The sequence below is a fragment of the Stenotrophomonas sp. YJH_SMC_8 genome (genome assembly GCF_059371315.1).
The window spans coordinates 111,987-133,024 of the sequence record NZ_JCAFUL010000010.1 but is presented as its reverse complement, the minus strand read 5'-3'; the positions used below and the strand labels follow the sequence as shown (position 1 = coordinate 133,024).

The window sequence follows — 21,038 nt, the reverse complement described above, 5'->3', positions numbered from 1 at the left end:
GTCGAGCCACCGCAATGATCCAGCAAGACCCCGGCGCCCTGTATTCCGACCACCTGGCCGTGCTGTGCCGACGCGCCGAACAGGCGCTGGCCCGCGGCGGCTTCGACCACCTGGTGGTGCCCAGCGGCACCCTGCATTACCAGGTGTTCGATGATCGCGACTACCCCTACGCGGTAAATCCTCAGTTCAAGGCGTGGCTGCCGCTCACCCGCGTGCCCAACAGCTGGATCGTGTTCACCCCGGGCAAGCGCCCAGCGGTGATCTTCCACCAGCCCTTCGACTACTGGCACGTGGTGCCGGACGCGCCCAGCGGCTGGTGGGTGGAGCACTTCGATATCCACATCATCCGCAAGCCCGAAGAGGCGCTGGCCCTGCTGCCGGCCGATCCGGCGCGCTGCGCGATCCTGGGCGAGCCGCAGAGCGCGCTGGGTGCCTTCGTGCCGAACAACCCGGCGCCGGTGGTGAACTACCTGGAATGGCACCGCGGCAGCAAGACGCCGTATGAGATCGCGCTGATGCGCCAGGCGCAGGTGCTGGGCGTGCGCGGCCACCGTGCCGCCGAAGCCGCGTTCCGCAATGGCGCCGACGAATTCAGCATCCACATGGCCTATTGCCAGGCCGTCGGCCAGGATGCCAACGAACTGCCCTACGGCAACATCGTGGCCCTGAACGAGCACGCTGCGGTGCTGCACTACACCGAGCTGGGCCGCAAGGCACCGCAGCCGCTGCGCAGCTTCCTGATCGACGCCGGCGCCAGCGCGCACGGCTATGCCAGTGACATCACCCGCACGTACGCTGCGCACGGCCACGATGAATTCGCCGCGATGATCGCCGCCGTCGACGCCGCCCAGCAGCAGATGTGCGCAGCAGTGCGCCCGGGCTTCGACTACAAACAGCTGCATGTGGATGCACATCTTTCGCTGATGGGCGTGCTGAAGGACTTCGGCGTGATCAAGGTCTCGCCGCAGACTGCGCTGGAAACCGGCGTCAGCGCCGCGTTCTTCCCGCACGGCATCGGTCACCTGATCGGCCTGCAGGTGCATGACGTGGCCGGCTTCGCCGCCAGCGACGAAGGTGGCCGCATCGAGCGCCCGGCCGGTCATCCCTACCTGCGCCTGACCCGCGTGCTGGAGCCGGGCATGGTGGTGACCATCGAACCGGGCCTGTACTTCATCGACATGCTGTTGAACGAAGTGAAGGACGCCGGCCATGGCGACGCGATCAACTGGGAGCGCGTGGACTTCTTCCGCCCGTATGGCGGCATCCGCATCGAAGACGAAGTGCTGTGCACTGATGGCGAGGCTGACAACCTGACCCGGCCGGTGTTTGCTGCAGCGAACGGCTGAGCCCCTCGCGGTTGGCCACACAGGTAGAGTCGACTGTTAGTCGACTGGCATCATGCGTGATGCGCGCTTGGCGGGGCGGGATGGGTTCGCGGGGGACGCCGTGAACCCGTCCATGGGGGCTTGGCCGCGGCATCCATGCCGCGGACACCCCCGCGAACCCACCCCGCCCCACCTCTGACGGTTTCCGTGCGCGTCCAACCACGGAAAAGAAAAAAGAAAAGCAAAAGCGGGTCGCTCGCTGCGCTCGCTCTGTGTCGACCAAGGTCGACACCCACCAACAGCCGCAATTGCAAGTAGATCCACGCCATGCGTGGATGATTCATTCGATATCTGACAGATGTGCCGATCAACGGTCGGCACCCACCAACAGCCGCGTGAACCTATCGAAGGCGGGGCACTGTGGGTTTGCGGGGTGTGAGCCGCATGGATGCGGCGACCAAGCCTCCAGGGATGGATTCACGGCGTCCCCGCAAACCCACAGTGCCCCGCCATCCCACGGATAGCCCGCTGTTGCTGTTGCTGTTGCTCCAGCTGTTGCCTCTGCGGGTGCAGGGCCGCAAGCCCTGCAGAAGAACCCCTCAACCCGCCATCACCGCTTCGATCTCGTCGGCACTGCGCGCCAGGCCTTCGGTCAGCACCCGATGGCCATCATCGGTGATCAGCACATCATCCTCGGTACGGATGCCGATACCGCGCCAGCGCGGTTCCACCGTCGTGTCATCCACGCCGACGTACAGCCCCGGCTCGATGGTGAACGCCATGCCCGGCTCCAGCAGGCGCGAGTCGCCCGCCAGGCGGTAATCGCCCACGTCATGCACGTCCATGCCGATCCAGTGCCCGGTCTTGTGCCGGTAGAAGCGCTGGTACAGGCCTTCGGACAGGTTCTTTTCCAGCGTGCCCTTCAGCAGGCCCAGCCGCAGCAGGCCCTCGGTCAGGGTCTGCACTGCGGCGAGGTGGCCGGCCTCGTACGGCACGCCCGGCTTGGCCTGCGCCAGCGCCGCGGCCTGCGCCTCGCCCACCAGATCGTGCAGCGCGCGCTGCTCGGCACTGAAGCGGCCATTCACCGGGAAGGTGCGGGTGATGTCGCTGGCATAGCCGCGGTACTCGGCACCGGCATCGATCAGCACCAGCTCACCATCGCGCGAACGCGCGTTGTTGTCGCGGTAATGCAGGATGCAGCCGTTGCGGCCGGCGCCGACGATGCTGGAATACGCCGGCACCGCATCGTTGGCGCGGAACACGCGCTCCAGCTCGGCCTGCAGCTCGTATTCGTGGATGCCTGCCTTTGCTGCACGCATCGCCGCCAGGTGCGCACGCACGCTGATCTGCGCGGCGTGATGCATCAGCGCCACCTCCGCGCCGGACTTGAACAGGCGCTGCTCGTGCAGCAGGTGGCCCAGCTCCAGGAACTCGTGTGGCGGCTGCGCACCGTGGCGCACCTGCGAACGCACGCGGTTCACCCAGCCGATCAGCTTCAGGTCGAAGTCGGCATCGCGGCCGAAGTGGTAGTAGACCCGCGAACGACCTTCCAGCAGGCCCGGCAGGATGTCGTCCAGATCGTCGATCGGATAGGCATCGTCCATGCCGTACTGCGCCACCGCCCCTTCCTGCCCGGCACGGCTGCCGTCCCAGGCCTCGCGCTCGGCATCACGCTCGCGGCAGAACAGGATGGCCTCGCCGTGGCGGCGGCCCGGGATCAACACCAGCACCGCTTCCGGCTCCGGGAAGCCGCTCAGGTACTGGAAGTCCGAATCCTGGCGGAACGGATAATGGGTATCGAGGCTGCGCACCTTCTCGGCCGCGGCCGGCAGCACCAGGATCGCGTCCTCGCCGGCCATGTCCATCAGCTGGCGGCGGCGACGCTTGTATTCGCCGGCCGCGATGCCGGTGCGCTGCTTGATATCCATCAGTTCAGGCGCTGCCGATGGCGCGAGGCCAGCACCACGTCGCCGTGCAGCAGGAGCACCGCCACGCGGATGAATTCCTCGATCTCCGACAGAGCTTCGTCGTCATCATCGCCACCGGCCTCGAAATCCTCGCTGGAGGCACGCGCCAGGCTGGCCATGTCGGTCAGCGCTTCCTCGCCCTCTTCGGACAGGGTCGGGCGGCGGCCGCCGCTGCCCAGGCCGAAGCCGCCCAGGAAGGAACGGGTCCAGCTGAACATGGCATCGGCCTGCGCGGATACGTCGTCGCCGTCGGTCAGCAGCAGTTCGAAGGCGAAGTCGCGGTCTTCCAGCTGCTTGATGGTGACCTGCAGCAGCTGCCCCAGCACGCTGTCAGCGGCCACAGGCGGCAGGTTGTCGTCGGCCAGCACGCGCGCCGGCCAGTCGTTGCCGGCGGCGCCGCCAGCGGCCAGCCAGCCGCACAGCGCGCCATGCAGCTCGGCAGCGGTGGCGCCCAGGCCCAGTTCGTGGCTGGCGCGGGTAACGTCGTCGACGGAGGGAAGTTCGGTCATCGTGCGGCTCGTTCGGATAAGGAAACCCGGGACGCGCACGCGCGCGCCCGTGAGACCCGGTAGTGTAGCAACCCGACGGCATCCTCTCCGCAGCTGTCCAGCCTTGCTGCGACAACGCTTGACCGCCCTTACCCGGCTTGCCTATCGTGCCCGCATGGAACCCGCCGATCCCCTTGCCCAGCTGCAGGACTTCGCCGCCCGCGTGGAAGCGTTGCTTGAACGCAACCAGCGCCTGGCCGAGGAGAACCGCAGCCTGCGCCACCAGCAGGAACAGCTGGTGGCCGAGCGCTCGACGCTGCTGGCCAAGAACGAACAGGCGCGTTCGCGGGTGGAAGCGATGATCAGCCGCCTCAAATCCCTGGAGCAGCACACATGAGCGCCGAACCGGTCAGTGTCCGCATCCTCGATCGTGAATACACCGTGGGCGTCGGTGGTGACGAACGCGACAGCCTGATGGCCGCCGCGCGCCTGCTGGATGCGCGCATGCGCGAGATCCGCGGCAGCAACCGCATGGCCGCGGTTGATCGCGTTGCCGTACTGGCCGCGCTGAACCTGGCCCACGAACTGCAGCTGCTGCGCGACGAGAACGCCCGCCAGGCCGTTGCCCTGCAACAGACGCTGGCCGACCTGAACCGGCGCCTGGACCGCGCGATCGACGGCGGCGCCTGAAGATCGTGCAAAACACGTCTTCTCATATCTGAATTGGCACGGACTGTTGCCGACGAACGGCCTATCCAGAATCTGCGCGCTGGCTATAATGGCCACGCGTTCTCTGCGGTACTCGACGGCATGTGCAAACATTCGCCTTGTCCCTTAAGAACGACACCGGGAGCGCGACAGCGCCGGGAGTGCAGGTCCGCCTTGTAGCGGGAAGCCCGATGGTTCTCCAGCGTTCCCACTTGAGCCCCCGGGTTCAAGGTCGTTTCGCATGCATCGACATTGCGGAGAATGCAATATTCCAGCAAGGGCGGCGTCTTCGGGCGTCGCCCTTGTTCTTTGCGGCACAATGACGGCTGTTCCTTGCCGCACGCTGCCATGACCGACCCGCGCCAGGCCCTGCGCCACGACCTGCGGCAACGCCGCCGCGACCTTTCCGCCGCTGAGCGCATCGCCGCCGCCGAATCCCTTGCCGATGCCCTGCTGGCGCTGCCCTTCGCCCCGCGCCAGGGCGCCGTGGCCGGCTACTGGGCGCTGGATGGCGAAATCGCCCTGCACCGCTGGCAGCTGCAGTTGCCCGAAGGCGTTACCTACTGCCTGCCGGTGCTGGCCGGCGACGTGCTGCGCTTCGCGCCGTGGCGGCCGGGGCAGCCGCTGACCAGCAACCGCTATGGCATTCCCGAACCGGACGTGGCGCTGGCAGACACCCTGGAACCGGCACAGATGGCCCTGGTGGTGACCCCGCTGGTGGGCTTCGACCCGCAGTGCCGGCGGCTGGGCATGGGGGGCGGCTGGTATGATCGCAGCTTCGCCTTCCGCCATGATCGGCCGGCGCCGCCCTGGCTGGTCGGTGCGGCGTTCGCGGTGCAGCAGGTCGAGTCCTTGCCGGTGGCGTCGTGGGACGTGCCGGTGGATGCGATCTGCACCGAAGACGGCACCCTGTTCCCCTCCGCTGCCCCCGTGAACGCATGACCGCCCGCAAGCGCTACTGGCTGATGAAGTCCGAACCGGACGCCTTCTCCATCGATGACCTGGCCAAGGTCAAGGTCGAACCCTGGAACGGGGTGCGCAACTACCAGGCGCGCAACTTCATGCGCGATGGCATGCAGGTGGGTGACGGCATCCTGTTCTACCACTCCAATACCAAGGTGCCGGGCATCGTTGGCCTGGCCACCGTGGCCAGCCCGGCCTACCCCGACGACACCCAGTTCGACCCGGCGTCCGACTACCACGATCCCAAGAGCACGCGCGAGAACCCGCGCTGGATGCTGGTGGACGTGGGCTTCGACCGCAAGCTCAAGCAGGTGATCGCGCTGGACGAGATCAAGCTGCACGCTGATGAGCTCGGCGAAGGCTTCCCGCTGGTTGCCAAGGGCAACCGCCTGTCGGTGTTCCCGGTGACCGCTGCGCAGTGGAAGCTGCTGCTGTCGCTGGAAAAGAAATCCTGATTCCCTGCCTGAGAGTTCTTCCCATGTCCGAAGCCAAGCGCCTGGCCGCCGAGAAAGCCATCGAGTACGTTGAAGACGGCATGATCGTCGGTGTCGGCACCGGTTCCACCGTGGCCTATTTCATCGATGCGCTGGCCCGCATCCAGCACCGCATCAAGGGGGCCGTGTCCAGCTCCGAACAGAGCACCGCGCGCCTGAAGCAGCATGGCATCGAGGTGATCGAGCTGAACCACAGCGGCAACCTGTCGCTGTACGTGGACGGCGCCGATGAGTGCGATCCGAACAAGTGCCTGATCAAGGGCGGCGGCGCCGCGCTGACCCGCGAGAAGATCATCGCCGAGGCCAGCGAGCGCTTCATCTGCATCGTCGACCCGAGCAAGCAGGTGCCGGTGCTGGGCAAGTTCCCGCTGCCGGTGGAAGTGATCCCGATGGCGCGCAGCCTGGTCGCCCGCCAGATCCGCGACATGACCGGCGGCCAGCCGACCTGGCGCGAAGGCGTGGTCACCGACAACGGCAACCAGATCCTGGACATCCACAACCTGCAGATCACCGATCCGGAAAAGCTGGAGCGCGAACTCAACCAGCTGCCGGGCGTGGTCTGCGTCGGCCTGTTCGCACGCCGCCGCGCCGATGTGGTGATCGTCGGTGGCGAGCCGCCGGTCGTGCTCTGACCCTTTCGAAGGATCCTGACGATGTCGCTGTTGCGTTCGCTGCTGATGCTTCCGCTGCTGGCCCTGGCCGGCTGTGCCACCGACGCGGCCCGCCATTGGGTCGAACTGGATGGCGCCCGCTACCAGGTCGAGCTGGCCACCAACGATGAAACCCGCGCGCGCGGGCTGATGTTCCGCGACCAGATGGCGGCCGACCACGGCATGCTGTTCATCCACGACCGCGAGGAAATGCAGGCGTACTGGATGAAGAACACCAGGATCGCGCTGGACATCCTGTACTTCGACAGCGAGCGCAGGCTGGTCAGCCAGCAGCGCGACGTTCCGCCGTGCTCGGCCGGCGACATGTGCCCGCCGTATCCCAGCGGTGGTCCGGCCCGGTACGTGCTGGAGCTCAATGCGGGCCAGGCCGAGAAGCTCAAGCTGAAGGACGGCACCGCGCTGACCTTTGGCCCGGGCATCGAAAAATAACGGTAGTGCCGGCCGCTGGCCGGCAATCCGGCAGGGGTCAGATCCCTTTCGCAAGCGAAAGGGATCTGACCCCTGAATTTTTCACGCGACACTGCTTGAAACCGCCTGCAATTGCCGCCAGTCTGTGGTCATGCAGGACCGGATCACACTCCCCGACTGGGATGCACTGGCCGACCTCGAAGACGAGGCGCTGCCCTTGTTGCCGACCGCGCTGCTGATCGCGCGCGATGAATACCCCGATCTGCAGCCGTCCACCTACGACGCGCTGATCCAGAGCCATGTCGACCACCTGCGCTCGGAAGTGGAGAGCATCGACAACAGCCCCTTGAAGATGGCGGCGATCAACCGCCACCTGTTCGACGAGCTGGGCTACAGCGGGGACCACGACGAGTATTACGACCCGCGCAACAGCTACCTCAACCAGGTGTTCGAGCGGCGCCTGGGCAACCCGATCTCGTTGGCGCTTGTGCAGATGGAAGTCGCGCGCCGGCTGGGCATCCCGCTGGATGGCGTGTCCTTCCCCGGCCACTTCCTGGTGCGCCTGCCGGTGGACGACGGCGTGCTGGTGATGGATCCATTCAATGGTGGCCGTCCGTTGGACGTGGACGAGCTGCGCGAGCGGGCCAAATCACACCTGGGCGGGCAGATGCCCGACGACCAGGTGCTGGCGCAGATCCTCGACCCGGCGCCGGCGCGCGCCATCCTCATGCGCATGCTGCGCAACCTGCATGGTGTCTACGCCGAAGCCGGCGAATGGGACCGTGCCGCGCGCAGTGCCGACCGCCTGCTGAAGCTGGCCCCGGAGCAGGACGACGCGCTGCGCGACCGCGGCCTGGCCTACCTGCAGCTGGAGTACCTGGCCGGTGCCCGCCATGACCTGGGGCAGTACCTGAAGCGCAATCCCGAGGCCAGCGATGCGCAGTGGCTGCGCGAAAAGCTGATCGACCTGGGTGGACCGGTGCCGCGGCTGCATTGAAGGAGCCGGTGTGTGGACCAACGGTCCGCACCCACCGGTAGCGCCGGGCCATGCCCGGCGACCCTTGCGATCAGTCGACCTCGACCATCTCGAAATCGGCCTTGGTCACCCCGCAGTCCGGGCAGGTCCAGGTCTCGGGAATGTCCTCCCAACGCGTCCCGGGCGCGATGCCCTCTTCCGGCAAGCCTTCTGCTTCGCTGTAAAGAAAGCCGCAGACCACGCACATCCAGGTTCGCAGGGTGGTGGGGGTGGCGTCGCTCATCGGATAATCGGGGCTGGATTCACGGGCCGCCATTGTCCCATCGCGGCCCACGTACCGGTAGCCATCGATGACTTCTGCTTCCCCGGCGCCCCGCGGCGTCTACCTGATCACCCCGGACGAGCCCGATACCGCACGCCTGCTGGCCCGTACCGCGCCGCTGCTGGCTGCCGGCGCCACCTGGCTGCAGTACCGCAACAAGACCGCCAGCGAGGCGCTGCGGCAGGAGCAGGCGATCGCGCTGCAGGCGCTGTGCGCACACTACGGTGTACCGCTGATCATCAACGACGACCCGGTGCTGGCCCAGGCCGTGGGCGCGGCCGGCGTGCACCTGGGCGGCACCGACGGCGACATTCCCAGCGCGCGCGCCCTGCTCGGCCCTGACGCCATCATCGGCGCCTCCTGCTACGACCAGCTGGCCAATGCCGAGAAGGCCGTCGCGGCCGGCGCCAGCTACGTGGCCTTCGGCGCCTTCTTCCCGACCACCACCAAGGTCACCAGCAGCCGCGCCCACACCGACCTGCTGCGGCAAAGCGCCGCACTGGGCGTGCCGCGGGTGGCGATCGGCGGCCTGACGCCGGACAATGTCGGTCCCATCATCGACGCCGGCGCCGATCTGGTGGCCGTGGTCAGCGGTATCTATGCCGCACCGGACCCGGCCGCGACCCAGCGCGCCTACCTCGCCCAGTTCGCGTAATGCCCAGGAAAGCCCCATGAACCACGACCAGTCCCACGCCCTGTTCTCCCGTGCCCAGCAGCTGCTGCCGGGCGGCGTCAATTCGCCGGTACGTGCGTTCAAGTCGGTCGGCGGCGAGCCGTTCTTCGTCGAGCGCGCCGACGGCGCCTACCTGTACGACGTCGACGGCAACCGCTACATCGATTACGTCGGTTCCTGGGGCCCGATGATCGTCGGCCACAACCACCCGGCCGTGCGCCAGGCGGTGAAGAAGGCGATCGACAACGGCCTGTCGTTCGGCGCGCCGTGCTCCGCCGAAGTGACCATGGCCGAAACCATCACCCGCCTGGTGCCGTCGTGCGAGATGGTGCGCATGGTCAACTCCGGCACCGAAGCCACGCTGTCCGCGATCCGCCTGGCGCGCGGTGCGACCGGCCGCAACCGCATCGTCAAGTTCGAAGGCTGCTACCACGGCCACGGCGACTCGTTCCTGGTCAAGGCCGGCAGCGGCATGCTGACCCTGGGCGTACCGACCTCGCCTGGCGTCCCGGCCGGGCTGAGCGAACTGACCCTGACCCTGCCCTACAACGACTTCGAGGCTGCCACCGCGCTGTTCGAGCAGCAGGGTGACGACATCGCCGGCCTGATCATTGAACCTGTGGTCGGCAACGCCAACTGCATTCCGCCGCGCGACGGCTACCTGCAGCACCTGCGCGAACTGTGCACGAAGCATGGCGCGCTGCTGATCTTCGACGAAGTGATGACCGGATTCCGCGTCGCCCTCGGCGGTGCGCAGGCGCACTACGGCATCACCCCCGACCTGACCACCTTCGGCAAGATCATCGGCGGCGGCATGCCGGTGGGCGCCTACGGCGGTCGCCGCGAGCTGATGCAGCAGATCGCCCCGGCCGGCCCGATCTACCAGGCCGGCACGCTGAGCGGCAACCCGGTGGCGATGGCCGCCGGCCTGGCGATGCTGGAGCTGATCCAGCAGCCGGGCTTCCACGCCGACCTGGCCGAACGCACCGCGCGCCTGTGCGCCGGCCTGGAAGCCGCCGCCGCCGACGCCGGCGTGGCGGTGACCACCACCCGCGTGGGCGCGATGTTCGGCCTGTTCTTCACCCGTGAGAAGGTGGAAACCTATGCGCAGGCCACCGCCTGCGACATCCCGGCATTCAACCGCTTCTTCCACGCCATGCTGGACCAGGGCGTGTTCCTGGCACCGTCGGCGTACGAGGCCGGCTTCCTGTCCAGCGCGCACGACGATGCCGTGATCGAAGCCACGCTGGCCGCTGCGCGCGTCGCCTTCAAGGCTGCCAAGGGCTGAGCCCAGCTCTGGTAGGTGCCAACCTTGGTTGGCACAAAAAGGGGACGGAGGGGATCAAGTCGTTTGTGCACAAACGACTTGATCCCCTCCGTCCCCTTTTCTCATCCACGCATGGCGTGGATCTACCGGTAGAGCCACGCCATGCGTGGCTGCATCAACCGAAGACGAACTTGCCCTTCATCATCGCGAAGTGGCCGGGGAACGAGCAGAAGAAGGTGTAGTCACCCCCCTTCTGCAGGCCCTGGGTGGAGAAGCGCACGCGCGTGGTCTCACCGCCACCGATCACCTTGGTGTGCGCCAGCACGCGCTTGTCGGCCTTCGGCAGGTAGCTGTCGGCCAGGGTCATGCGCATGCCGGCCATCGCCACCGGCTGGTAATCGGCGGTGCGGGTCAGTACCCAGTTGTGGCCCATGGCAGTGGCGGCCAGCTTGCCGGTGTGGCGCAGGGTCAGGTCCACGGCGGTGCAGTCGGCGGCGACCTTGATCTCGCGGCTGCTGAAGCTCATCTGGTCGGTGCTGTCGATGCTCACCGCACACACCCGCGCCATCGCCGACGGCGCCAGCATCAGCGCCCCCAGTCCCACTGCCACCATCCAAGCCTTCATCGTTGCGTCTCCTGCAGGTTCAAGCGCCATTCTAGGCAGGCACCTGCAGCCGTGTCTGCGACCGTCTGTCGCACGCGCACTCCAGGGTTTCCGCACATCGGCCACGATGGCATGCTCGGCCGATGCGGATCGATCTGTTGCTGCTGGATGTGGATGGCGTGCTGGTGAAGTACCAGCGCGCGCAACGCGTGCTGCACCTAGCCCAGGCGCTGCAGGTTCCGGCGCAGGCCGTGCAGGCCGCGCTGTATGACAGCGGACTGGAAGCGGCGCATGACAATGGCACGCTGGATGGCCCGGCCTATCTGGCGCAGCTGGGGGAGCGTCTGGGCACGACTGTCGATGTGGCTGCATGGACAGCAGCGCGGCAAGCCGCCAGCCATCCGCAGCCCGCAGTACTGCAACGGCTGCAGGCCCTGCAGCTGCCGATGGCGGTACTGACCAACAATGGCGCGCTGATGAAGCAGGCGTTGCCTTCCCTGCTGCCGGAGCTGTTCCCTGCCCTGCTGGGGCGCGTGTTCTGCAGCGCCGATTTCGGCCTGCGCAAACCGGCGCCGGAGGTGTTCCTGCGCACGCTGCAGATGCTCGATGCAGCGCCTGCGCACACGCTGTTCGTTGATGACCTGTTCGCCAACGTACGCGGTGCACGCGCCGCCGGCCTGCATGCGGAAACCGTGCGCGATGGCCGGGGACTGGGCAAGGTGTTGAAGCGCTATCGGATCACGTGACGCGCTGTAGAGCCGAGCCCATGCTCGGCTGCTGTTGCCTGACATCGCGATGAGCCGAGCGTAGGCTCGGCTCTACAGATGCCTCTGCCGGCGTCAGCGCGCTGCGATGAACGCAGCAATCGCCGCGCGCAGGCGCTTCAGGCCTTCGGCCACTTCTTCGTCGGTGATGTTCAACGACGGCACGAAGCGAAGCACGTCCGGGCCGGCCTGCAGGGTCAACAGGCCCTGCTCGGCGGCGTGGTCGAGGATCGCGCCAGCCTGGCCGGCAAAGTCCTTGCTCAGCACTGCGCCCAGCATCAGGCCACGGCCACGCACGTCGCTGAACACGCCGAATTCTTCGTTGATGCGCGCAAAGCCATCGCGCAGCGCCTTCGACTGGCGGCTGACATTGGCGGCGATCTCCGCCGAGGCCAGCTTGCGCAGTGCCACGCGGGCGACCGCAGCAGCCAGCGGGTTGCCACCGAAGGTGGTGCCGTGCGCGCCGAACTGCATGGTCTCGGCCACCTTCGGGCCGGCCAGCATCGCGCCGATCGGGAAGCCGCCGCCGAGTGCCTTGGCCAGGGTGACCATGTCCGGCACCACGTCGTCCTGCCAGTGCGCGAACAGCGTGCCGGTGCGGCCCATGCCGGCCTGGATCTCATCCAGCACCAGCAGCGCGTTGTGCTGGTCGCACAGCTCGCGCACGCGCTTGAGGAAACCGGACTTGGCCGGCATCACGCCGCCCTCGCCCTGGATCGGCTCCAGCATCACTGCAGCCACATCGCCGGCGGCCATCGCGGTTTCCAGCTGCACTTCATCGTTGAAATCGATGTAGCGGAAGCCACCGGGCAGCGGCTCGTAGCCTTCCTGGTACTTCGGCTGGGCGGTGGCGGTCACCGCGCCCATGGTGCGGCCGTGGAAGCTGCCGCGGAAGGTGATGATCACCCGCTTGTCGGCCGGGCGGCCCTGGCTGGAGGCCCACTTGCGGACCATCTTGATCGCCACTTCGTTGGCTTCGGCGCCGGAGTTGCACAGGAACACGCGCTCGGCGAAGCGGCTGGCCTTCACCAGCTCCTCGGCCAGGTGCAGCGGCGGCGCGCTGTAGAACACGTTGCTGGTGTGCCAGAGCTTGCCGGCCTGCTCGACCAGCGCGGCCACCAGGTCCGGATCGTTGTGGCCCAGGCCGCACACGGCGATGCCAGCGGCCAGGTCGATGAACTCACGGCCCTGGCTGTCCCACACGCGGGCGCCCTGGCCTCGCTCCAGTACCACCTGGCGGGGCTTGTAGACCGGCAGGTAATAGTGCGAAAGGGAGATCAGCGGATCGGTAGCGGCGGTCATGGCAGTCGGCAGGGTTCAGGAATCCCCATTCTCGCGCCGGAACCCCTGCGGCACAATGCGCCCATGCGACCGTTTTCCGCCCCCCAGCTGAACCCCGCCACCGAGACCGGCTGGCGCCGCCGGTGGTTCGACATCATCTACCGCCATGACTCGCGGCCCTCGCGCAATTTCGACCTGATCCTGGTGGTGGCGATCGTCGCCAGCATCCTGGTGGTGATGATCGACAGCGTGCAGCACCTGCATGCCGAATGGTCCACCGGCCTGTACATCCTGGAATGGGCCTTCACCATCATCTTCACCGCCGAATACCTGCTGCGGCTGGCGGTGGTCAAGCGCCCGCTGCGTTACGCGGTGAGCATCTGGGGCATCATCGACCTGCTGTCGATCCTGCCCGCCTACCTGTCGATGTTCATCCCCGGCGCGCAGAGCCTGCTGGTGGTGCGAGCGCTGCGCATCCTGCGCGTGTTCCGCATCCTCAAGCTGACCCGCTACATCGAGGAAAGCGGCGTCCTGATGACATCGCTGTGGCGCAGCCGGCGCAAGGTGCTGGTGTTCCTGTTCACGGTGATCACCATCACCATCATCGCCGGTGCGCTGATGTACGTGATCGAGGGTCCCGAACACGGCTTCACCAACATCCCGGCCAGCATGTACTGGGCGGTGGTGACCATGGCCACGGTCGGCTTCGGCGACATCGTGCCGCAGACCGTGCTTGGCCGCTTCGTCACCTCGGTGCTGATCCTGATCGGCTACAGCATCATCGCCGTGCCCACCGGCATCTACACCGCCGAACTGGCCAGCACCATGCGCGAAGCCGAGCTGGCCGCGCGCCGTGATGCGCGCGGCTGCCCGCATTGCGGGCTGGAAGGCCACGAACCGGATGCACGGCACTGCCGCAAGTGCGGCGGTGAGCTGCCCGATGCGTTCAACCATTGAGGCACATGCCGGCCAGCGGCCGGCACTGCCGGACCAACCTGGTGCGCGCCGGGCATGGCCCGGCGTGGAACCAGCTCAACGCATGCGGTTGCTGGTGGTCACCAGGTCGTTGTAGGCCGCCAGGATCGTTGACTGTGCCCCTTCCGGGTCGGTCGTAAGCCAACTGCCCGATGCCTTGCGCTCTGCCGCCAGCGCCTCGGCGGTGATCGGCTTGTGCTGCTCCAGGCGCTCGACGCCGCGTCCCGCGGTACGCACCAGCTTGTCCGCCGAACGCTGCACGTGGCCCCACATCGGGTCGTCCTTGCCGACACCGCCGTTCTGGATCTCGGTCACCAATGCCTGGTAGTCGGCGAGCTGCTTTCGCAGGGCCGCTACCTCCGGTGCGTCGTCCTGGAACGCCATGGCCAGCTGCTTGCCATCACCCAGCAAACGAAGGTGGTAGTACGCCAGCGAACGGCCTTCGCTTTGCTCGATCTGCTTCAGCTGTGCGACGCGGCGATCGTTCTCATTCTGTTCCAGCGCCGCGTCCATCGCTTCGCTGGCCTTGAAGAAATCGGCATAGGCCTGCATCAGCGGGGCGTGCTGGCTGCGCATGCCTTCACCGCCATCGCGGCGATGATCTTCGCGGGTGAAGTAGCCGTCGGCGCGCTCGATCAGGGTATTCAATGCCTGGAACGACCGCTGGTAGTCGCGTGCGGGGCCATCCATCGGAAGCGCCGGACTCTTCGCCAGCGCTTCGGTCATCGCTTGGCCGCAGTATTCCACGCGGTGCGACAACACCTTGCCGGGCGAACGCGGCTGCGGTTCCTTGCCGGTCGGGCCGGCATCAGGGTCCTCCATCCATGCCGTGTAGGTCTGGAAGCCTTCGTGGATGGGCTGTTCGACGCCGTTGTAGCACTCGATGTAGGCGTTGACCTTCTCCAGGCCAGGATCGGCCACAGCCAGTCCAGCCGGCTTGCTGCAGCCTGACAGGCCGGTCACAGCGCCAACCAGCAGCAGCGGCGCGATACGCAGAGTGGAAGTCTTCATGGCCTCTCGCGGGGAGACTGATGCGCGGGTCACTGGCGGTTGCTCTGGAAAACGAGCGTGTTGTATTCCTGCATCAGCTTGCTGGCCGAACCGCGCGGTGCCATCGAGGGCGAGTCCAGCATGCGTCGCTCGAAATCGCTGTAGGGCGTCTTGGTACTGACCCGCTGCAGGCGCTCCTTGCCTTCCCGCCGGAAGTTCTCGGCCTCACGCTCGAAGCTGTTCCAGTCCAGCTTGCCCGGCTCCTGATCGGCCACCTTCGCATGCGCTTCGTCGGAAATGCGATTGAACGCATCCAGACGCTCGCGGGCCTTGGCCTGATCGAAATCATCCTCGCTCATCAGGTCCATGATGGCCTTGGCTTCCAGCATCATCGCCAGGCGGTAGTACTCACGCGTGCGACCCTCGGCCTGCTCCAGTGCCTTGAGCTGCTCGCGCTGGGCGGCGTCGTTCTGGCGCTCCAGCTCGGCGTTGAACGTTTCACTGGCAACGGCGAACTCCTTGAAGGCAGCCATCAATGGCCCATGCAGCTGCTTGCCCTTGGCGAACTGGTCGTCTTCGTAATCCTGACGATCGTAGTAGTCGTGCGCGTCCTTGCTGATCGGCACCAGTGCCTTCAGCGCCTGCTGATAACGGCCAGCAGCAGCATCGAGTTCGGCCAGCGCAGGCTTGGCCGCCATCGCCTCGGTCACGGGGCCATCGCACTGCTTCATGTCGTAGTCGCTGATCTCGAACGGACCGTACACCTGTGTCTCGCGACCGGTCGGGCCGGCGGCGACATCCTTGATCCAGCGCGTATAGGACTCGATGCTGCCTTGGGTCTTCGAATCAAGCGCGTTGAAGCACCCGATGTAGGCGTTGAGCTTTGCGGTCAACTGCTGCTGTGCGTCGGACGGCGCCGCGCTGGCGTCCGGCGTGCCGGAGGACGCGGCGCCGCCCGCAGCTGCGGGTGCCTTGGCACCGCAGGCGGTCAGGATCAACGACAGCGAAGCGGCCAGCGCCGCGACGGAAAGAGTACGTGACATGTGCTCACATCCTTGTTGGAAACGATTACAGCCGCGCATTCTAGCGCAGCAGGCCGAGGGCAGCAGCCCTCGGCCTCTTCCAGCGACGCGCGATCAATCCAGGAACAGATCCGGCAGCAACGGCCGCGACGGGTCCACCGCGTAGCCCGAAAGATCGGTGACGCCGGCCTGCGCCAGCACTTCATCATCGATCAGGAACTGGCCATGGAAACCGGCCGCTTCGCGCACCAGCACCGCATGCGCGGCGTCGGCCATGATCTGTGGCGTACGGCAACCGGCCGCATCCACGCCCGGAATCATGTTGATCGCATCGGTGGCGATCACCGTGCGCGGCCACAGCGCGTTCACCGCCACGCCCTGCGGACCGAACTCCGCAGCCAGGCCCAGGGTGACGAAGCTCATGCCCATCTTTGCCAGCGTGTAGCCGGTGTGCGGTGCCCACCACTTCGGCTCCAGGCTCGGCGGTGGCGCCAACGTGAGGATGTGCGGATTCGGCGCCTGCAGCAGGTACGGCAGGCAGGCCTGCGCGCAAAGGAAACTGCCGCGCGCATTGACCTGCTGCATCAGGTCGAAGCGCTTCATCGGCGTATCCAGCGTGCCGCGCAGCCAGATCGCGCTGGCGTTGTTGATCAGGATGTCGATGCCACCGAAGGTGTCGACCGTGGCCGCGACGGCCGCCTGCACCTGCTCTTCCTCGCGGATGTCGCACTTCAGCGCCAGGCCCTGCCCGCCTGCCGCCGTCACCGCTTCGGCGGCGGTGTGGATGGTGCCCGGCAGCTTCGGATTCGGCACCGACGACTTGGCCGCGATGGCCACATTGGCACCGTCACGCGCAGCGCGCAGTGCGATGGCCAGGCCGATGCCACGCGAGGCACCGGTGATGAAAAGCGTTTTGCCCTGCAGACTGCCCACGTTCCACACTCCAGCGTATGCAATGAGCCGCTAGTATGCCGCGCCGACGCGGAGTTCACCCGGCCTTGACGATACTCGGGCCTCCAGCCAACGCACGAGGTTCACGCCATGCGCCGTTCCCGCCTGTTGCTGCCTGCCTTGGGGCTTGCCCTGCTGACTGCCTGCCAGGGCCGTTCGCCGGAACCCGGCAAGGAGCCGCCCGCCGGTGACGCGCCCAGCGCGGAGAAGGCCGCCGCCGACGGAAAGATGCGCTGGAGCGAGGCCGTGGTCTGGGATGGCGATCTGAACGCATGCCGCCAGGGCGAGAATGCGGCCACCCGGGATTGCCTGCGCGATGCAATGCGAGCGGGCGGAGCGAGCGCCGAGGCGATCACCGCCGCCGAGCAACTGTCCAGCGCCGGGGAACTGGCGTACGTCACCGCGTGGCATGAGAACGAGGGGCTGGGCATTGCCACGGTCGAGTATCCCTTCCGGGCCAACACCAACGAAGGCACCCGCCTGGTCGACGCCAGCGGCAAGCGCATCGATGTGGATGCCGTGCAGCTGGACGACACGCTGCGTGCCGACCCGGCCGTGCAGGAACTGCTGAAGGCCAACCCGCAGGCCACGCCGTTCGCGCCTGCGCAGTCGGCCGGAGCGACACCGCTGGAGGGCGGCGGCATCCGCCTGCTGTACCGCACACCGCTGCGCGACTGCCACGCCTGCCCGGACGTGGGCCAGCTGCAGATCGCCTATGACTTCGATGCAAAGCGCAACTTCATCGGCCAGCAGGTGGTGCCGGCGACGCCGTAACGCGGAAGCGCCGCGTGTCGCCGGGCATGGCCCGGCGCTACCGATGCGAAACGTGCCGTCCAGGTAGCGCCGGGCCATGCCCGGCGGACGCAGTGGCGCGTCACCGGTAGGCCTGCACCTGCTTCTGCAGCAGATGCGGCACGATCAACCTGTGCACGGGCGCGACCGGCAGCATGTAGAGGCGCCCGAACGCGTTGTGCGTATGCACCACCGTCGCCACCTCCAGTACATCGCCCTGCCATTGCAGGGCCAGCTGTACCCGCAGGTGGCGATCATCGTCTTCCAGCACGATGGCATCGTCATCCAGCAACTGCAGGGTGAAGATGCCCAGCCGCTGGCCGGGCACCGGATCGACAGTGTCCTGCACCGCCCGCAACGAACCCAGATGCTTCATGCCCAGCAGGCGCATGCCGTGGTTGCGCAGTGCCATCAAGCCATCGAACCAGCCGGGAATGGTCGCCGCCATGTCGCGGTAGGCCTGCAGTGCGGTACGCCCGTCGCGCCGGGTGGTGGCCTGGCAGGCGTGCACGAAATCCGCACCGGGCAGCTGAGTGCGCAGCACGCTGCCCGCGCTCGGCGGGGCGCTCATCACCTGCGATGCACTCACGGCTTCGGTCCCTGCCCCTCGTTGTCTTCCCAGTGCAGGATCCGCCGGGTGACGAAGCGATAGACCGGCTTGCCGGTGGCGAACCACAGCTCACGCACCCACGAGGTACGCTTGAGCACGCGCTTTTCCACCGGAGTGAGCAATTCACGGCAGTACATGCGCTTGTGCTTGAGCAGGTGGCGCAGGTCCTCGCGGGCCAGCAGGCGCATCCAGCGCGAGCGCGGGTTGCCGATCACTGCCAGCTGGAAGTCGATCAGCGCCGGGCGGCCATCCTCGGTGACCAACCAGTTGGCCTCCTTGGCCAGATCGTTGTGGGCCACGCCACGGCGGTGCAGCTGCTGCAGCAGGCGCCGTGCGGAACGGAACCAGGCCACGTCGCCGCGCGGCGGACGCTGGTACATGGCATCGCCGGCCATGAAGCTGCGGTCGAGGTGGCGGCCATCCCAGGCCAGCAGCTGCGGCACATCGGTCATGCCATGGATATGGCGCAGCGCGCGTGCCTCGCGACGTGCAAGCCACCACGCAGGCAACCGCAGCCACAGCGGCGTGGCGCCCAGATCGCGGCGTACGAACGGGCCTTCGGGCCCTTTCACGAGAAGGATCCGGCCGAAGCTGTCGGCCTTCAAAGCATGGTGGGGAGCGTCTGGCGTATGCGGCATGACCCCATTCTAGGCGATGGCGCCGGTTGCAAACGGTCACGAAGCGGCTGGGAACCAGTCACCTTCACGCCCCTATAATCGGGCAATGGACTCTTCATGGATCGACGCCACGCTCGCGTGGATTGCCGCTCACCCCGTGCTGGCGGGTGCCGTTATCTTCCTCATCGCCTTCTGCGATGCGGTGATCATTCTCGGCGCCATCGTGCCGGCCCTGCCATTGCTGTTCGCGGTGGGCGTGTTCATTGGCCTGGGCCAGATCTCCGGGCCGTACGCGGTGGCGGCTGCGGCATTGGGCGCGTTTGCCGGCGACGGCATCAGCTACTGGATCGGCCGCCGCTGGGGCGACCGGCTGCGTGGCGTGTGGCCGTTCAGCCGCTATCCGCAGCTGCTCGACCGTGGCGAGAACCTGTTCCGCCGCAATGCATTCAAGAGCATCCTGGTGGCGCGCTACGTTGGCGCGATCCGCCCGTTCGTGCCGGCCATCGCCGGCATGATGAAGATGCCCGCCAGCCGCTACGTGCAGGCCAGCGGCATCGCCAGCATTTCCTGGGCAGTGCTGTTCCTGGCCCCGGGCTGGATTCTCGGCGAAGCGTATGACGCGGTGGCTGCCGTGGCAGGGCGGCTGGTGGTGGTGGTCGGCCTGCTGGCGGTGATCCTCGGCCTGGTCTGGGCCATCGTGCTGTACGGCTACCGCTGGTCGGCCGCACGCATGGACAACTGGCTGGCACGCTTGCTGGACTGGTCCAACCGCCACCCGACGCTGGGCCGCTACACCGTGGGCGTGCTGGACCCGAAGCGCCGCGAATCGGTGCCGCTGGCGATGCTGGCGTTGATGCTGCTCCTGCTGGGCTGGGGCTGGTTCGCGCTGCTGACCGTGGTGGTCGCACACGGCGAGCCGCTGGCCATCGACCTGCTGGTGCACCAGGCCATGCTGGCGCTGCGTAATCCACTGGCCGACTACCCGATGGCTGCGCTGGCGTCGCTGGGGGCGTGGCAGGTACTGCTGCCCGCCACCGCTGCGGCGATGGGCTATTTGATCTGGCGCCGGCGCTGGATGGCGGCCGCGCACTGGCTGGCCGCCCTCGCCTTCGGCCTGGCACTGACCATGCTGCTGGGCGCCACCGTGGATGTGGTGCGCCCGGTCGATGCCAGCAGTGGCTTCGGCTTCCCGTCGGTGTCGGTGACCATGGCCACCATCACCTTCGGCTTCTTCGCGGTGCTGATCGCACGCGAGATGCCCGGCCGCACCCGCGTCTGGCCATACCTGGTCTCGGGCATCGTGGTCAGCCTGATCGGCTTCTCGCGCCTGTACCTGGGCGCGCATTGGCTGAGCGACGTGATCGGCGGCATGCTGTTCGGCACGTTCTGGCTGCTGGTGCTGGGCATCGCCTATCGCCGCCGCTTCAACCGCTCGTTCTGGGTAAAGCCGGTCGCCTGGCTGTTCTACGGCGTCTTCGCCGTGGCGGCGATGTGGTACGCGCCGCGCCACATTCCGGTGAAGCTGGAACGCTTCGAACCGACCCTGCCGGCACCGCAGGCGATGGACATGCAGGCCTGGTGGCAGCACGACTGGGCGCAGTTGCCGGCACGCCGCAACGAATTCGACGACGATCAGCGCTGGCCGCTGGACGTGCAGGTGGCCGGCCCATTGGCACCGCTGCAGGCGCAGCTGGAAGCACGTGGCTGGAAGCGGCAGGAACAGGCCGGCTGGCAGCAGGCGCTGCTGATGCTGGACAAGAACACCGGTGCCGATGAACTGCCGGTGCTGCCGGCGACGCTGGAAACCCGCGTCGAAGCCCTGCTGATGGTGCGCCAGGGCGCGAAGCCGGATGAGCGCTATGTACTGCGGCTGTGGCCAGCACCGGCCCAGCTGCAGCCGGGCAACACGCCGCTGTGGCTGGGCAGCGCGCAGACCCTGCGTTACGAACGCCACTTCGAGTGGATCGGCATGTGGCACCCGCTGCGGGGTGTCGACCCGGCATTGAATGCCGTGAAGGACGCCGTGCAGGACCTGCCGCAGCGCGAGGATGTGCACAGCGAAACCGGCTTGCCGGTGCTGCGGTTGAAGACCACGCCGTGATGGAACCGCCGGGCATGGCCCGGCGCTACCGGAACACGGACGGGTAGCCCCGGGCCATGCCCGGCGGAA

General features: G+C 67.2%; 24 protein-coding genes and 1 other RNA gene. 15 read left to right on the top strand and 10 right to left on the bottom strand.

The features are described 5' to 3' along the window. Positions 1-14 precede the first annotated feature (14 nt). The gene (pepQ, locus tag AC5P88_RS14210; protein ID WP_495225339.1) at positions 15-1,346 is read left to right on the top strand and encodes a Xaa-Pro dipeptidase; all 1,332 of its coding nucleotides are present in this window, start codon (positions 15-17) and stop codon (positions 1,344-1,346) included. A gap of 578 nt (positions 1,347-1,924) precedes the next feature. Here the strand turns inward: pepQ and AC5P88_RS14205 are convergent. Together AC5P88_RS14205 and AC5P88_RS14200 are read right to left on the bottom strand one after the other, a co-directional pair. Continuing rightward, positions 1,925-3,247: an aminopeptidase P N-terminal domain-containing protein gene (locus AC5P88_RS14205; RefSeq protein WP_495225375.1), complete on the bottom strand. Its 1,323-nt coding sequence runs from the start codon at positions 3,245-3,247 to the stop codon at positions 1,925-1,927. Between the two features lie 5 nt (positions 3,248-3,252). Continuing rightward, positions 3,253-3,801: a UPF0149 family protein gene (locus AC5P88_RS14200; RefSeq protein WP_495225338.1), complete on the bottom strand. Its 549-nt coding sequence runs from the start codon at positions 3,799-3,801 to the stop codon at positions 3,253-3,255. Positions 3,802-3,955: 154 nt separating this feature from the next. Between AC5P88_RS14200 and AC5P88_RS14195 the strand changes: the two genes are divergently transcribed. The 8 genes from AC5P88_RS14195 (at position 3,956) to AC5P88_RS14160 (ending at position 8,021) form a co-directional block, all read left to right on the top strand. Continuing rightward, on the top strand, positions 3,956-4,177 hold the full coding sequence (locus tag AC5P88_RS14195; RefSeq protein WP_005410898.1) for a TIGR02449 family protein: 222 nt from the start codon (positions 3,956-3,958) through the stop codon (positions 4,175-4,177). Continuing rightward, positions 4,174-4,470: a cell division protein ZapA gene (locus AC5P88_RS14190; protein WP_006467013.1), complete on the top strand. Its 297-nt coding sequence runs from the start codon at positions 4,174-4,176 to the stop codon at positions 4,468-4,470. Before AC5P88_RS14195 ends, AC5P88_RS14190 begins: the two co-directional genes overlap by 4 nt. 97 nt (positions 4,471-4,567) lie before the next feature. Further along, positions 4,568-4,753, top strand: a non-coding RNA gene (gene ssrS, locus AC5P88_RS14185) — 6S RNA. A gap of 83 nt (positions 4,754-4,836) precedes the next feature. Next, the gene (locus AC5P88_RS14180; protein ID WP_106551406.1) at positions 4,837-5,430 is read left to right on the top strand and encodes a 5-formyltetrahydrofolate cyclo-ligase; all 594 of its coding nucleotides are present in this window, start codon (positions 4,837-4,839) and stop codon (positions 5,428-5,430) included. Continuing rightward, a complete protein-coding gene (locus AC5P88_RS14175) occupies positions 5,427-5,906 on the top strand; it encodes an EVE domain-containing protein (protein ID WP_106551405.1) in 480 nt (159 codons plus the stop codon). Before AC5P88_RS14180 ends, AC5P88_RS14175 begins: the two co-directional genes overlap by 4 nt. Before the next feature lie 23 nt (positions 5,907-5,929). Next, on the top strand, positions 5,930-6,577 hold the full coding sequence (gene rpiA, locus AC5P88_RS14170; protein WP_005419003.1) for a ribose-5-phosphate isomerase RpiA: 648 nt from the start codon (positions 5,930-5,932) through the stop codon (positions 6,575-6,577). A 21-nt stretch (positions 6,578-6,598) separates the two neighbouring features. Next, positions 6,599-7,045 carry a DUF192 domain-containing protein gene (locus AC5P88_RS14165; protein WP_099552956.1) on the top strand — a complete coding sequence of 149 codons (447 nt, stop codon included), beginning with the start codon at positions 6,599-6,601 and terminating at the stop codon, positions 7,043-7,045. Positions 7,046-7,175: 130 nt separating this feature from the next. Next, on the top strand, positions 7,176-8,021 hold the full coding sequence (locus tag AC5P88_RS14160) for a SirB1 family protein (RefSeq protein ID WP_005410904.1): 846 nt from the start codon (positions 7,176-7,178) through the stop codon (positions 8,019-8,021). Positions 8,022-8,091: 70 nt separating this feature from the next. Here the strand turns inward: AC5P88_RS14160 and AC5P88_RS14155 are convergent, their stop codons facing one another. Further along, complete coding sequence (locus tag AC5P88_RS14155; RefSeq protein ID WP_014038358.1) at positions 8,092-8,316, bottom strand: rubredoxin; 225 nt, start codon at positions 8,314-8,316, stop codon at positions 8,092-8,094. Positions 8,317-8,350: 34 nt separating this feature from the next. On the opposite strand from AC5P88_RS14155, the gene thiE reads away from it, so the two are divergent. Together thiE and hemL are read left to right on the top strand one after the other, a co-directional pair. Continuing rightward, complete coding sequence (thiE, locus tag AC5P88_RS14150) at positions 8,351-8,977, top strand: thiamine phosphate synthase (RefSeq protein ID WP_495225337.1); 627 nt, start codon at positions 8,351-8,353, stop codon at positions 8,975-8,977. Positions 8,978-8,993: 16 nt separating this feature from the next. After that, positions 8,994-10,283 carry a glutamate-1-semialdehyde 2,1-aminomutase gene (gene hemL, locus AC5P88_RS14145; RefSeq protein WP_495225336.1) on the top strand — a complete coding sequence of 430 codons (1,290 nt, stop codon included), beginning with the start codon at positions 8,994-8,996 and terminating at the stop codon, positions 10,281-10,283. A gap of 154 nt (positions 10,284-10,437) precedes the next feature. On the opposite strand, the gene azu is transcribed toward hemL, so the two are convergent. After that, a complete protein-coding gene (gene azu, locus AC5P88_RS14140) occupies positions 10,438-10,887 on the bottom strand; it encodes an azurin (RefSeq protein ID WP_033834481.1) in 450 nt (149 codons plus the stop codon). Positions 10,888-11,009: 122 nt separating this feature from the next. On the opposite strand from azu, the gene AC5P88_RS14135 reads away from it, so the two are divergent. Beyond that, a complete protein-coding gene (locus AC5P88_RS14135; protein WP_495225335.1) occupies positions 11,010-11,612 on the top strand; it encodes an HAD-IA family hydrolase in 603 nt (200 codons plus the stop codon). 93 nt (positions 11,613-11,705) lie between these two features. On the opposite strand, the gene AC5P88_RS14130 is transcribed toward AC5P88_RS14135, so the two are convergent. Beyond that, positions 11,706-12,932: an acetylornithine transaminase gene (locus AC5P88_RS14130; RefSeq protein WP_010484016.1), complete on the bottom strand. Its 1,227-nt coding sequence runs from the start codon at positions 12,930-12,932 to the stop codon at positions 11,706-11,708. A gap of 63 nt (positions 12,933-12,995) precedes the next feature. On the opposite strand from AC5P88_RS14130, the gene AC5P88_RS14125 reads away from it, so the two are divergent. Next, on the top strand, positions 12,996-13,868 hold the full coding sequence (locus tag AC5P88_RS14125) for an ion transporter (RefSeq protein WP_478446315.1): 873 nt from the start codon (positions 12,996-12,998) through the stop codon (positions 13,866-13,868). A 75-nt stretch (positions 13,869-13,943) separates the two neighbouring features. Here AC5P88_RS14125 and AC5P88_RS14120 read toward each other — a convergent pair whose 3' ends face one another. From AC5P88_RS14120 to AC5P88_RS14110, 3 genes are all read right to left on the bottom strand, one after another. Beyond that, entirely contained in the window at positions 13,944-14,897 is a 954-nt protein-coding gene (locus AC5P88_RS14120; protein ID WP_478446316.1) for a YiiG family protein, read from the bottom strand. A gap of 29 nt (positions 14,898-14,926) precedes the next feature. Next, positions 14,927-15,919 (bottom strand): YiiG family protein, encoded by a 993-nt coding sequence (locus AC5P88_RS14115; RefSeq protein ID WP_111202748.1) that lies wholly within the window; start codon positions 15,917-15,919, stop codon positions 14,927-14,929. A gap of 93 nt (positions 15,920-16,012) precedes the next feature. Beyond that, positions 16,013-16,831 (bottom strand): SDR family oxidoreductase, encoded by an 819-nt coding sequence (locus AC5P88_RS14110; protein WP_049427294.1) that lies wholly within the window; start codon positions 16,829-16,831, stop codon positions 16,013-16,015. Between the two features lie 108 nt (positions 16,832-16,939). Here AC5P88_RS14110 and AC5P88_RS14105 point away from each other — a divergent pair, with 108 nt between their 5' ends. After that, positions 16,940-17,623: a hypothetical protein gene (locus tag AC5P88_RS14105; protein ID WP_005414380.1), complete on the top strand. Its 684-nt coding sequence runs from the start codon at positions 16,940-16,942 to the stop codon at positions 17,621-17,623. Positions 17,624-17,723: 100 nt separating this feature from the next. Here the strand turns inward: AC5P88_RS14105 and AC5P88_RS14100 are convergent, their stop codons facing one another. Then, on the bottom strand, positions 17,724-18,212 hold the full coding sequence (locus AC5P88_RS14100; protein WP_428993038.1) for a DUF2867 domain-containing protein: 489 nt from the start codon (positions 18,210-18,212) through the stop codon (positions 17,724-17,726). Between the two features lie 14 nt (positions 18,213-18,226). Beyond that, entirely contained in the window at positions 18,227-18,889 is a 663-nt protein-coding gene (locus AC5P88_RS14095) for a serine/threonine-protein kinase (protein ID WP_495225334.1), read from the bottom strand. An 85-nt stretch (positions 18,890-18,974) separates the two neighbouring features. Here AC5P88_RS14095 and AC5P88_RS14090 point away from each other — a divergent pair, with 85 nt between their 5' ends. Next, positions 18,975-20,969 carry a bifunctional DedA family/phosphatase PAP2 family protein gene (locus AC5P88_RS14090; RefSeq protein ID WP_106550703.1) on the top strand — a complete coding sequence of 665 codons (1,995 nt, stop codon included), beginning with the start codon at positions 18,975-18,977 and terminating at the stop codon, positions 20,967-20,969. The last annotated feature ends 69 nt before the right edge of the window (positions 20,970-21,038 follow it).

Bases quoted from the DNA above. Each gene is read 5' to 3' on its own strand.
- AC5P88_RS14155 (WP_014038358.1), bottom strand. From the start codon at position 8,316: ATGGCGGCCCGTGAATCCAGCCCCGATTATCCGATGAGCGACGCCACC.
- AC5P88_RS14175 (WP_106551405.1), top strand. From the start codon at position 5,427: ATGACCGCCCGCAAGCGCTACTGGCTGATGAAGTCCGAACCGGACGCC.
- AC5P88_RS14165 (WP_099552956.1), top strand. From the start codon at position 6,599: ATGTCGCTGTTGCGTTCGCTGCTGATGCTTCCGCTGCTGGCCCTGGCC.
- AC5P88_RS14130 (WP_010484016.1), bottom strand. From the start codon at position 12,932: ATGACCGCCGCTACCGATCCGCTGATCTCCCTTTCGCACTATTACCTG.
- AC5P88_RS14180 (WP_106551406.1), top strand. From the start codon at position 4,837: ATGACCGACCCGCGCCAGGCCCTGCGCCACGACCTGCGGCAACGCCGC.
- AC5P88_RS14190 (WP_006467013.1), top strand. From the start codon at position 4,174: ATGAGCGCCGAACCGGTCAGTGTCCGCATCCTCGATCGTGAATACACC.
- pepQ (WP_495225339.1), top strand. From the start codon at position 15: ATGATCCAGCAAGACCCCGGCGCCCTGTATTCCGACCACCTGGCCGTG.
- thiE (WP_495225337.1), top strand. From the start codon at position 8,351: ATGACTTCTGCTTCCCCGGCGCCCCGCGGCGTCTACCTGATCACCCCG.
- AC5P88_RS14115 (WP_111202748.1), bottom strand. From the start codon at position 15,919: ATGTCACGTACTCTTTCCGTCGCGGCGCTGGCCGCTTCGCTGTCGTTG.
- AC5P88_RS14125 (WP_478446315.1), top strand. From the start codon at position 12,996: ATGCGACCGTTTTCCGCCCCCCAGCTGAACCCCGCCACCGAGACCGGC.
- AC5P88_RS14200 (WP_495225338.1), bottom strand. From the start codon at position 3,801: ATGACCGAACTTCCCTCCGTCGACGACGTTACCCGCGCCAGCCACGAA.
- AC5P88_RS14090 (WP_106550703.1), top strand. From the start codon at position 18,975: ATGGACTCTTCATGGATCGACGCCACGCTCGCGTGGATTGCCGCTCAC.
- AC5P88_RS14120 (WP_478446316.1), bottom strand. From the start codon at position 14,897: ATGAAGACTTCCACTCTGCGTATCGCGCCGCTGCTGCTGGTTGGCGCT.
- AC5P88_RS14135 (WP_495225335.1), top strand. From the start codon at position 11,010: ATGCGGATCGATCTGTTGCTGCTGGATGTGGATGGCGTGCTGGTGAAG.
- AC5P88_RS14195 (WP_005410898.1), top strand. From the start codon at position 3,956: ATGGAACCCGCCGATCCCCTTGCCCAGCTGCAGGACTTCGCCGCCCGC.
- AC5P88_RS14105 (WP_005414380.1), top strand. From the start codon at position 16,940: ATGCGCCGTTCCCGCCTGTTGCTGCCTGCCTTGGGGCTTGCCCTGCTG.
- rpiA (WP_005419003.1), top strand. From the start codon at position 5,930: ATGTCCGAAGCCAAGCGCCTGGCCGCCGAGAAAGCCATCGAGTACGTT.
- AC5P88_RS14160 (WP_005410904.1), top strand. From the start codon at position 7,176: ATGCAGGACCGGATCACACTCCCCGACTGGGATGCACTGGCCGACCTC.
- AC5P88_RS14095 (WP_495225334.1), bottom strand. From the start codon at position 18,889: ATGCCGCATACGCCAGACGCTCCCCACCATGCTTTGAAGGCCGACAGC.
- AC5P88_RS14100 (WP_428993038.1), bottom strand. From the start codon at position 18,212: ATGAGCGCCCCGCCGAGCGCGGGCAGCGTGCTGCGCACTCAGCTGCCC.
- hemL (WP_495225336.1), top strand. From the start codon at position 8,994: ATGAACCACGACCAGTCCCACGCCCTGTTCTCCCGTGCCCAGCAGCTG.
- azu (WP_033834481.1), bottom strand. From the start codon at position 10,887: ATGAAGGCTTGGATGGTGGCAGTGGGACTGGGGGCGCTGATGCTGGCG.